At 70.2% G+C, this 9845-nt stretch carries 12 protein-coding genes; 5 read left to right on the top strand and 7 right to left on the bottom strand.

All coding sequences use genetic code 11. The features are described from left to right. Positions 1–11 precede the first annotated feature (11 nt). Positions 12–464 carry a winged helix-turn-helix transcriptional regulator gene (locus ON39_RS29365; protein WP_040739217.1) on the bottom strand — a complete coding sequence of 151 codons (453 nt, stop codon included), beginning with the start codon at positions 462–464 and terminating at the stop codon, positions 12–14. A gap of 90 nt (positions 465–554) precedes the next feature. Between ON39_RS29365 and ON39_RS29360 the strand changes: the two genes are divergently transcribed. Together ON39_RS29360 and ON39_RS29355 are read left to right on the top strand one after the other, a co-directional pair. Continuing rightward, on the top strand, positions 555–1148 hold the full coding sequence (locus ON39_RS29360) for a dihydrofolate reductase family protein (RefSeq protein ID WP_040739216.1): 594 nt from the start codon (positions 555–557) through the stop codon (positions 1146–1148). Beyond that, on the top strand, positions 1145–1525 hold the full coding sequence (locus ON39_RS29355; RefSeq protein ID WP_040739215.1) for a TIGR03618 family F420-dependent PPOX class oxidoreductase: 381 nt from the start codon (positions 1145–1147) through the stop codon (positions 1523–1525). The genes ON39_RS29360 and ON39_RS29355 overlap by 4 nt, the downstream gene beginning before the upstream one ends. A 50-nt stretch (positions 1526–1575) precedes the next feature. On the opposite strand, the gene ON39_RS29350 is transcribed toward ON39_RS29355, so the two are convergent. From ON39_RS29350 to ON39_RS29340, 3 genes are all read right to left on the bottom strand, one after another. Beyond that, positions 1576–2196: a CPBP family intramembrane glutamic endopeptidase gene (locus tag ON39_RS29350; RefSeq protein ID WP_051187302.1), complete on the bottom strand. Its 621-nt coding sequence runs from the start codon at positions 2194–2196 to the stop codon at positions 1576–1578. Further along, positions 2193–3089, bottom strand: a complete 897-nt coding sequence (locus ON39_RS29345) for an NAD(P)H-binding protein (protein ID WP_040739214.1) — start codon at positions 3087–3089, stop codon at positions 2193–2195. The genes ON39_RS29350 and ON39_RS29345 overlap by 4 nt, the downstream gene beginning before the upstream one ends. Positions 3090–3241: 152 nt before the next feature. Then, positions 3242–3889 (bottom strand): TetR/AcrR family transcriptional regulator C-terminal domain-containing protein, encoded by a 648-nt coding sequence (locus ON39_RS29340; protein WP_040739213.1) that lies wholly within the window; start codon positions 3887–3889, stop codon positions 3242–3244. A gap of 76 nt (positions 3890–3965) precedes the next feature. On the opposite strand from ON39_RS29340, the gene ON39_RS29335 reads away from it, so the two are divergent. Then, a complete protein-coding gene (locus tag ON39_RS29335) occupies positions 3966–4781 on the top strand; it encodes an alpha/beta fold hydrolase (protein WP_051187301.1) in 816 nt (271 codons plus the stop codon). A gap of 118 nt (positions 4782–4899) precedes the next feature. Next, the gene (locus ON39_RS29330; protein ID WP_040739246.1) at positions 4900–5811 is read left to right on the top strand and encodes a manganese catalase; all 912 of its coding nucleotides are present in this window, start codon (positions 4900–4902) and stop codon (positions 5809–5811) included. Between the two features lie 65 nt (positions 5812–5876). Here ON39_RS29330 and ON39_RS29325 read toward each other — a convergent pair whose 3' ends face one another. Both ON39_RS29325 and ON39_RS29320 read right to left on the bottom strand, forming a co-directional pair. Then, entirely contained in the window at positions 5877–6464 is a 588-nt protein-coding gene (locus ON39_RS29325; RefSeq protein ID WP_146251215.1) for a hypothetical protein, read from the bottom strand. A gap of 100 nt (positions 6465–6564) precedes the next feature. Continuing rightward, positions 6565–7392: an SDR family oxidoreductase gene (locus ON39_RS29320; protein ID WP_051187300.1), complete on the bottom strand. Its 828-nt coding sequence runs from the start codon at positions 7390–7392 to the stop codon at positions 6565–6567. A gap of 102 nt (positions 7393–7494) precedes the next feature. On the opposite strand from ON39_RS29320, the gene ON39_RS29315 reads away from it, so the two are divergent. Then, positions 7495–8817 carry an APC family permease gene (locus ON39_RS29315; protein ID WP_051187299.1) on the top strand — a complete coding sequence of 441 codons (1323 nt, stop codon included), beginning with the start codon at positions 7495–7497 and terminating at the stop codon, positions 8815–8817. 22 nt (positions 8818–8839) lie between these two features. Here ON39_RS29315 and ON39_RS29310 read toward each other — a convergent pair. Continuing rightward, the coding region (locus ON39_RS29310) for a molybdopterin oxidoreductase family protein (protein WP_157195527.1) at positions 8840–9845 on the bottom strand (1006 nt) is incomplete at its 5' end.

The raw sequence follows: 9845 nt of genomic DNA, 5'->3' as shown, positions 1-9845 counted from the left end.
CGGTCGCTCGATCACACCGCCGCGCCGGGACCCGGGAGCACGTCGACGTCGTTCGCGTGCATCGACTCGCCGCAGTGGGCGCAGCGCAGGTCGACGCCGCTGATCTCGCCGCACGCGTGATGGCGGTAGAGCACCGGCGGCCCGGCCTCGCCCGCGCGCCACCGGTCGCCCCACCCGGCCATGACCATCAGCAGATCGACCAGCTCCGTGCCCTTTTCGGTCAGCACGTACTCGTAGCGCGGTCGCCGATCGTAGGGGCGGCGCTCGAGTACGCCGTGGTCGACCAGGTGGTTCAGCCGCTCGGTCAGGACCTTGCGCGAGATGCCGAGCTCGGCTTGGAGCTGATCGAAGCGGTTCAGCCCGACCCACACGTCGCGCAGGATCAACGGCGACCACGGCTCGCCGATGACGTCCAGCGTGCGCGCGATCGAGCAGGCCATCTCGCTGAAGTTCGTCCGTTGCATGCCGACAAGTCTAGCAATTGGAGTTCCCTTAGGGAACTGTTGGTGCTACGGTCATGGAGTCTCTTGAAGGAACTTGAAAGGATGACGGGGATGAGCAAGGTGTACAGCGCTCTCTCGGTATCGGTCGACGGGTATATCACCGGTCGCGATCCCGGAGCCGGGCGCGGACTCGGCGACGGGGGCACGCTGTTCGATTGGTACTTCGACGGCGACACCCCGAGTCAGGTGTTCGACGGTTTCCAGCTGAGCGAGCCGAGCGCCCGCGTCTTCGACGCCCTGGCCGGGCGCGCGGGCGCGGTCGTCGCGGGCCGCAACACCTACGAAGACTCCGAGCATTTCCACGGCGGCAGCCCGCATCCCGCGGCCCGGCTGGTCGTGCTCAGTCATCGGCCCGTGCCGGAGATCTCCGACCGGCAGATCCTGGTGACCACCGGCATCGAGGATGCGATCGAGGCGGCCCGTGCGGCCGCAGGCGGCAAGGACGTCGGCCTCATGGGCGGCGGCGTCGTCACCTCGGCATTGCGGGCCGGGCTCGTCGACGAGGTGATCCTGCACCAGGTGCCCATCCTGCTCGGCGGCGGCAGGCCCTTCTTCCAGTCCCTTCCCGAGCATGTCCGGCTGCGACTGGTCGAGGCCGTCCCCGCGCCCGGCGTCACCCATCTGCACTATGAGGTCCAGCGATGAGCATCGATCCCGAAGTGCGCCGCGTGCTCGACGGCGCCCCGCACGCCCACCTCGCCACCCTGCTTCCCGACGGTGCTCCGCACGCCATTCCGGTGTATGTCGGCACCGAGGGGGACCACGTCGTGTTCATGACCGGGCCGACCTCTCGCAAGGCGCGCAACCTCCGGCGGGACCCGCGGGTCGCGCTCTCGATGACGCCCGCGGACAACTTCTTTCAGCCGGTCGTCCTGCGCGGCCGGGTCGTCGAGTGGCTCGACGGCGACGCCGCCTGGGCCATCATCGACCGGCTCGCGATGAAGTACACCGGCTCGCCCTACTCGCGCGACCTGGATCGGGTCGTCGCGCTCATCGAGCCCGAGCAGAAGCGCGTCGGCTGAGCCCTCGCCCTCGAATCGCCGGACGGTTCGAGGGCGCTCTCATGCCCGGGTCAGCGGAACAGGCGCGGCAGGCACTGGAGCATCAGGGTCGACCAGGTCAGATGGGTCAGCATGGGCGCCTGGATGCCGCCGGTTGCTCGGCGTTGCAGGCTGAACAGGGTGCCCATGAGCACCGAGGCCAGGACCAGCGCGGGGTTGCGGGTGGCGACGGTGGTGCAGGCGTAGACGGCGGTCGAGACGAGGACGGGGCGGCGGCCCGCGACCGAGTAGACCGCGCCGCGGAAGAAGACCTCCTCGGCCGCGCCGTTCGCCAGCGTGATCAGCAGCACCCGCGGGGTCGGCCCGCGATCGGCGTAACGCAGGACTCTGCTGATCGCCTTGCGCAGGAACGGAATTCGTCGCGCGATCAACGCGCAGCCGTAGAAGACGGCGAAGGTCGCACCGCCGATCAGGACGGGGCCGACGATGGGGCGTTCACCGCGTCCGCTGTCGGGTGTGTGACCGCCCGCCGCCCAGGTCGCCGCGGTGGCGAGGGTGAGGCGATAGAACTCGGTGGAATCCGGTGCGGCGGAGAAGGATGCGCCGAGCAGGCCGGTGCCCGCCACGGCGACGGCGGCGACGCGACGGCGGCGGGCGGACAAACCTGCGGCGTGGGCGAACTCGCGAGTCATGAGTCGCGGCCGGCCTTGGCGCGTTCGCCGAGGGCCCGCAGGACCGCGTCGTCGTAGCCGAGCGGTTCGAACGGGATCAGATCTCGAATGCTGTTGTCGCGCACCACGACTTCGTTGCTCATCGAGTCGACGAGCGTGCGTCCGGTGGTGGTGTCCACGGTGGTCACCAGCGACAGCCACCACGACGAGAGTCGCGGGGAGAGCAGCGGAATCGGCACGATGATCAGCGGGCGCCCCTCGATCTTCGCGACCCGGCGCAGCATGTCCTGGTACTCCAGCACGTCCGGGCCGCCGATCTCGAAGGTGCGCCCGGCGGTTTCCGGCCGGTCGAGGACGCCGACCAGGTAGCGGACCACGTCGTCGACCGCGATCGGCTGGGTCCGGGTGTGCACCCACTGCGGTGTGATCATCGCGGGCAGGTGCTCGACCAGCTGCCGGGTCATCTCCCACGAGATACCGCCATGTCCCACAATGATTCCCGCGCGCAGCGTGGTCACCGGCATGCCCGACCCGGCGAGCAACCGCTCGACCTCGCGCCTGCTGCGCAGATGCGCGGACAGGTCGTCGCCGTCGTCGCCCAGTCCGCCCAGATAGACGATCCGCCGCACCCCCGCCTCCGCCGCCGCCTCGCCGAAGTTGCGCGCCGCTTGCGCGTCCCGGCGCTCGAAGTCTTTTTCGGCGAGCGAATGCACGAGGTAATAGGCCGCCTCGCAGCCGGCCACGGCCGCGCGCAGTGCCCCTGCGTCGGCGACGTCCCCACCCACCGCCGTCCCCACGCCCCGATAGGACTCCGGATGCCTGGTCATCGCGCGCACCTCATGGCCCGCCGCCACTAACTGCGGACATAGTCGCCGGCCGACGAACCCCGTAGCCCCAGCCACAAGCACTCTCATTGGCGCATCCCATCCGTCGCGTTGGGCGTAAGCCGTACGTCGCCCCGGTTTGCTGAGCCGTGCCTCGCCAGCCTATCGGTCGTCGCTGTGTCGGCGTGCCCATCACTTCCGAACCGCGGCCGTTGGACATATAGGTCAGTGGTTCGGCGGCTTCACGATTCCGCCTGTGCCGCGCGGAGCAGGGCGGCCGCGCCGGTGATGACGGCGCGCAGGCCGTGGTCGAAGGCACGGCGGTCGGTGGTGGTGCCGCCTTCGCGGACCGCGCGGAGCAGGGGTGCGTCGGCGTCGTTGTCGAGTAGCTCGGTCAACGCGGAGAGCTGAGTGGTGGGTTCGGCGGTCTGTTCACGCAGGACGAAGCCGTTGACGTAGTGGGTGACGGCGGCGACCGTGCGCAGGCCGAGCACGGGGGTGAAACCGTGGCCGACCAGCGTGGTCAGTTCCTCGTTGACCCGCCGGATCGCCGCCGGACTCACCTGGCGCGCGCCCGCGACGACCCGGGCGCCGTCGCGGTGGGCGAGCAGGGACGCGCGGTAGGCGTGCGCGCGCCGGCTGAGCCAGTCCTCCCAGGACTCGCCTGCCCGCGGCGGCCCCATGCGCGCGGCCACGACGATCGCCTCGGCCATGCCGTCGAGGAGTTCCTGCTTGGTTCGGATGTGCCAGTACAGCGCCGGTGACTGGACGCCGAGTTCGCCCGCGAGCCTACGCACGGTCAATCCGTCCAGCCCCACCTCGTCCAGCAGGCGCAGCGCGGCCTCGATCATGGTCGCCCGGGTGACACCGGGCCTTTTGCTCTCACCCATCGACTGGCTACCTTAGCAGCGCTAAGCTCGACTGAGCGCTGCTAAGGAGTAGGCTCCCGCGCCGAGAGGACATGCGATGATCACGCTGACAGCGGCGGACGGCACCAGCGTCCACGCCTCCGACCGGGGGAGCGGCCCGACAATCCTGATGATCGGCCCCGGGCTCGATGACGGCAGCCGGACCGAGAAGGTCGCGGCGATCCTCGCCGAGCGGTTTCGCGTCATCGGACTGCGGCGTCGGCAATACCGGCTGGATCTCAAAGCCGAACACCCTGCGCCGTTTTCGGTAGCCGAGGAGGTCGACGACGTGCTGACGCTCGCTCGCCACGTCGGGCGGCCGTCCGTCGTCTACGGCCACTCGTCCGGCGGGGTCGTCGCGCTGGAGGCGGTGGCGGCGGCGCCGTCGCTGTTCGCCGGTGCGGTGATCTTCGAGCCCGCCGCCGTCATCGAGACGCCGTTGGCGGGTGTGGACGGTGCGGCGATCACCGCGGCGCGGGCCGCGATCGCCGGGGGCAGACCCGATGTCGCGATGCGGATCTTCACCAGGGTCGTGGCCGGCTATCCGGCGTGGCAGGCCTGGCTGGTCGGTGCGCTCGTAGCGCTCGTCCCGCGCTACCGCCGCCTGGTGCCCGGCCAGATCGATGACCTCGCGGCCATGGACCAGCTCGGGGATCGCCGCGCCGCCTACGCGGAAATACCCGTGCCCACCGTGCTTTTGGGCGGCGACCGCAGCCCGGCCCGCAACACCGCGGTGCTCGAGGCCCTCGCGAAGGTGCTGCCCGGCAACGAACGCGTCGTGATGCGCGGACGAGATCACAGCGCCGACGTCAAAGACCCGAAACAGGTTGCCCGCATCGTCGAGACTCTTGCCGACCGAGTCCTGAGCCCCTGAAAGCTTTGCGCCGCAATGTCGGTCCGAGACCTTCTCCGAACTCGCGTCGAAAAAGTGGTTTGCGCAACGTCATTGGCGGTAGACGGGGCGGAAGGGGAGACAACGTTTGGAGGACAGCGTGTTCCGACATACCGACCACTTACAGTTCGACGTCAAACCGGAGAAGCCGGACCCCGTATACGCCCGGAAGTTGCAGGAGCTGATCGGCGGCGCCTACGGCGAGATGACCGTCACCATGCAGTACCTGTTCCAGGGCTGGAACTGCCGGATGCCCGGCAAGTACAAAGACCTGATCATGGATGTGGCGACCGAGGAGATCGGCCACGTCGAGATGATCGCGACGATGGTCGCCCGGCTGCTCGAGGGCGCGCCCGCCACCCACGCCACCCGGGCCGCGCTCGGCGATCCGGTGGTCGCCGCGGTGCTGGGCGGGATGGATCCGCAGCAGGCGATCGTGTCCGGCGGCGGTCCGGTGCTGGCCGACAGCAATGGGGTGCCGTGGAACGGGCGCTACATCGTGGCCAGCGGCAACCTGCTCGCCGACTTCCGCGCCAATGTCACCGCGGAGTCGCAGGGCCGTGTGCAGACCGCGCGGCTCTATCACATGACCGACGACCCCGGCGTCAAGGACATGCTGCGGTTCAACCTGGCGCGCGACACCTATCACCAGAACATGTGGTTGTCCGCGATCGCTCAGCTCAAGGCCGACGGGATCGAGGACACCATCGCGCCGAACGCGCTGTTCGACGAGGAGCACGGCGAGCACGCCACCAGCCTGTGGCACCTGTCCGACGGCGTCGCCGCCGATCAGGGACCGTGGGCGCACGGCGCCGCGCCGGACGGCGTCCACGAGAACGGATTCATTCCGGACCCGGTTCCGTTGGGCGACAAGGCTTCCGCGCCGCCGCCGGATCCGGAACTCTATGTGACGTACGACGGCTCGCAGGGCAAGCCGCGGTCGTCCGCGTTCGGCACCGAGACCGGGCTGATCGGAAAGATCAAGGACACACTGGATCCGGACAAGCCCTGAGTGCAGGACCAGCGGCCGCCGTCCTCGACCGCGGCCGCTGGGCATTCGGCTTGTGGGGCAACAGGTTACGCGGGCACCGCGCGCTCGTCGGGCCCGAGGATGAGCCCCGCGTTCCAGGCGCGATCGATCAGATCCGCCACGTCGATTCGCCGCAGCTCGGCCAGCTCGGGACTGGTGAAGAGCGAATTCGCGTAATCCACAACATGATCCACGACGATCGCGTCGATCCCGCCGGCGCGCTCGGCGAGCTTGCCGAGCACATTCTCGCCGTGCACCCGCGCGACCACGTCGGACCGGCGCACCTCGTCTTGCAGGAACAGCAGGGCGCAGGGTTGATCGGGCACCAGGGTGATCCGCGTCCGCACGCGGACCCCCGCGATGAACCGCGCGCTGACCGCGCCGAGCGAGACGTCCAGCCGCAGTGAGATCGGCACGACGACGCCCACCTCGCGACAGTCGGTGTCGCTCGGCTCGATTCGAATGTGTTCCGGCGTGCCGACCGCTCGCGCGGTCAGGACGCCGCCCGGCCCGAGCGGCACCGGCCCGATATCGAGCCGGTCACCGAGGATTCGCGCGACGACCGCGGCGATCCGTTCGGGACGTGCGGCCGCCCGCAACACCTCGTCGGCGAATGCCAACTGTGCCAACCTCATCGAAACCACCTGGGGTTCGGCCCCCGCCTGACTGTCGCGCATCACAACCTCCGTCTCACGCGGCGGATACCCCCGCGGAGGCGACCTACGCACCACCGGATTACGGCTGCCGCCACTTCTCGTCGGGCAGGATGCTCGAGGCCTGTGGGCCCATGAGCAGCATTCCGCCGTCGACCACGTAGGACGCGCCGGTGATGTAGGCGGCGGCCGGGGTCGCCAGGAAGGCCACCACGGCGGCGACCTCCTGCGTGTGCCCGGGTCGGCCGAGCGGGACGCCGGGCCGGGCCACGGTGCGCGGGTCGACCTCCTCCTGCCCGGTCATCGGCGTCGAGATCTCGCCGGGCGCAACGGAGTTCACGGTGATGTCGTGCTCGGCCAGCTCCAGCGCCAGCACCTTGGTGAGCGCGCCGAGGCCGGCCTTGGCCGCGCAGTACGGGGCCGCGCCCACCCGCGGCGCGTGCTCGTGCACGCTGGTGATGTTGATGATCCGGCCGCCCTTGCCCGCCTCGATCATGTGCCGCGCGGCGCGCTGCGAGCAGAGGAACGCGCCGTCGAGGTCGACCGAGAGCACGTGCCGCCAGGTGTCGAAGTCCATGTCCATCGCCCGCTGCGCGGTGCCGGTGCCCGCGCAGTTCACCAGCACGTCGAGGCCGCCGAGATCCTCGGCCAGTTCATCGATGACCGCCGCGGCCGTGGGCAGGTCGCCGAGATCGAGCCGCCGGACGGCGGCCGCCGCGCCGCGCGCACGGACCAGCTCGGCGGTCCGCTCGGCGCCCTCCCGATCGCTGTGATAGGTGACGCCCACGTCGACGCCGCCGCCGGCCAGTGCCACGGCGATGGCCTGGCCGATCCCGGAGTCGGACCCGGTCACCACCGCGCGAAGCGGAGCGCCGGCACGTTCTTGTGCCAGGGGAGCAGTAGTAGCCATACCCGGCGACTACCCCGCGACCGATCGGCCACACCCTCAGGCATCAGCCACGGCCACCGATTCACTGCGCGTCGGCGGCGAGCGAATGGGTATTGCGCGGCAATGACCGTCTCGTTGTCTCGGGCTGTGCGCACGCCCATGCTCTACTTCTTCATCCTGGGCGACATTCTCGGCGCAGGCATCTACGTGCTCGTCGGCGCGGTGGCCAAGGAGTCGGGCGGCGCGGTGTGGCTGCCGCTGGCCGTCGCGCTGGGTCTGGCGACGCTCACCGCGGGTTCCTACGCCGAACTGGCGACCAAGTATCCGAAGGCGGGCGGCTCGGCGCACTACGCCACGCAGGCGTTCGGCCCCGCCGTCGGTTCGCTGGTCGGCTTCTGCATGCTGGCCGCGGGCGTGGTGTCGGTGGGCGCGCTGGCTAGGGCGTTCGCGGGCGACTACCTGCAGGCGCTGGTGTCGTTGCCGGTCGTCGCGGTGGTGATCGTGTTCCTGATCGCGTTGGCGCTGCTCAACATTCGCGGCGTCAAGCTGTCGCTCGGCGCGAACATGGTGGCGACCGTGATCGAGCTCAGCGGCCTGCTGCTGATCATCGGGCTCGGCGCCTGGGTGATCGTGCGCGGCGACGCCGACCTGGACCGGCTCACCCAGGTCGGCACCGCCGAGCACGGGTTCGTCGGCGCCACCCTCGCCGGCGCGGTGCTGGCCTTCTACTCGTTCGTCGGGTTCGAGACCTCGGTCAATCTCGCCGAGGAGGTTCACGATCCGCGGCGTTCCTACCCGCGGGCGCTGTTCGGCGCGCTGCTGACCGCGGGTCTGGTGTACGTGCTGATCGGCGTGGTCGCCAGCGCGGCCGTGCCCACCGACGAGCTGACGCGCTCCAGCGGGCCGCTGCTGGAGGTGGTCCGCATGGCGGGCGGGGTGCCGGAACGACTGTTCAGCGTGATCGCGCTGGTCGCGGTGGCCAATGGCGCGCTGCTCACCGGAATCATGTGCTCGCGACTGGCTTACGGCATGGCCAAGGACGGGCTGCTGCCCTCGCCGCTCGCGCGCGTGCTGCCCGGCCGCCGAACGCCGTGGGTGGCGATCCTGGTGACCTCCGCGGTGTCCATCGCGCTGGGGCTGACCGGCGAGGTCGCCGCGTTGGCCGAGACGCTGGTCCTGCTGTTGCTCGTGGTGTTCTCCGCGGTCAACCTCGCGCTGCTCGTGCTGCGCCGGGAGGAGGGCGAACCGGGGCACTTCCGGGTGCCGACCATCGTGCCGGTCCTCGGCCTCGGCACATGCCTTTTCCTGTTCACCCAGATCCACGGCGAGGTGTGGGTGCGCGGACTGATCCTGCTCGGCCTGGGCGTTCTCCTCGCGGCGGTGAATGCTGTGCGTTCCCGGCGCGGCAAGGTGGAACGCGAGCCCGTCGACGCGCCCGTCGGCTGAAGCCGGCCGATCGCGGATCCAGTCACGAGACCGGTTCGGCCACCCCGCCTTTCGGCTCGGCGCACTCATGGTCGGCGAGTGCGCGCTCCCCGCCGACGGTCTCCGGCACGTTCGCGCCGTACGGCTTGGACGCGCCGGTCGTCGGCGCCGGGGCGACGCCGTCGGAGTGCTCGATGAGCCGGATCGCGGCCGCCGCGGTCTTGAACAGCGGCTGCTTGGACGCGGGATCCAGCTCGGTGCGGGTCAATTCGTTGGCGGCCCTGGTGTGCTCGCCGTCGTCATCGAAGTAACCGTAGTGGAACGGCAAGAACACCACGCCCGGCCGTATTCCGGTGATGCGGGCACGAGCCCGGACCGCGCCACGCCGCGAATACACCTCGACGAGATCGCCCTCGGACACACCGGCGCCCTGCGCGTCCTGCGGGCACAGCTCGGCCCACACCTCCGGCGCGGCGGCCTGAAGTTGCGGCGCCCGAGCAGTTTTGGTGCGGGTGTGGAAGTGATAGAGCGTGCGGCCGGTGATCAGGACCAGCGGGTACTGCTCGGAGGGCGGCTCGTGCGGCGGGGCGTAGTCGGCCGCCTTGATGATCGCCCGGCCGCGTGGATCCCGGGCTCGATAGTCCTGCTCCTCGATGGTCGAGCCGTCGGCGATGTCCTTGCCGTAGGTCTCGCAGTAGTCGGGGTCGGTGGGGAAATGCCCGTCGGTGTAGAGCCTTTCGGTCCCGTCCGGATGCTCGTCGGTGCACGGCCACTGCACGCCGCCCTCGCGCAGTTTCGCGTAGGTCAGCGCGCTGTAGTCGCAGGGGCGTCCCGCGCTGCATCGCTGCCACGCCGCGAAGGCGTCCTCGGCGCCGGTCCAGGGCGGCAACGGATTTCCCGCGCGGTCCCGGAAGTCCATGCGGCGCGCGTAGTCGAGGAAGATGTCCAGGTCCGGCCGCGCCGAGCCGGGCGGCTCCACCGCCTTCTCCGAGAGATGAACGGTGCGATCGGCATTGGTGAACGCGCCGGTCTTCTCGCCCCACGCCGCC

This window comes from Nocardia tenerifensis NBRC 101015 (assembly GCF_000308715.1).
Classification (GTDB): Bacteria; Actinomycetota; Actinomycetes; order Mycobacteriales; family Mycobacteriaceae; genus Nocardia; species Nocardia tenerifensis.
Note: the sequence above shows the minus strand (reverse complement) of the source record. Positions and strands in the feature narration are given on the sequence as shown.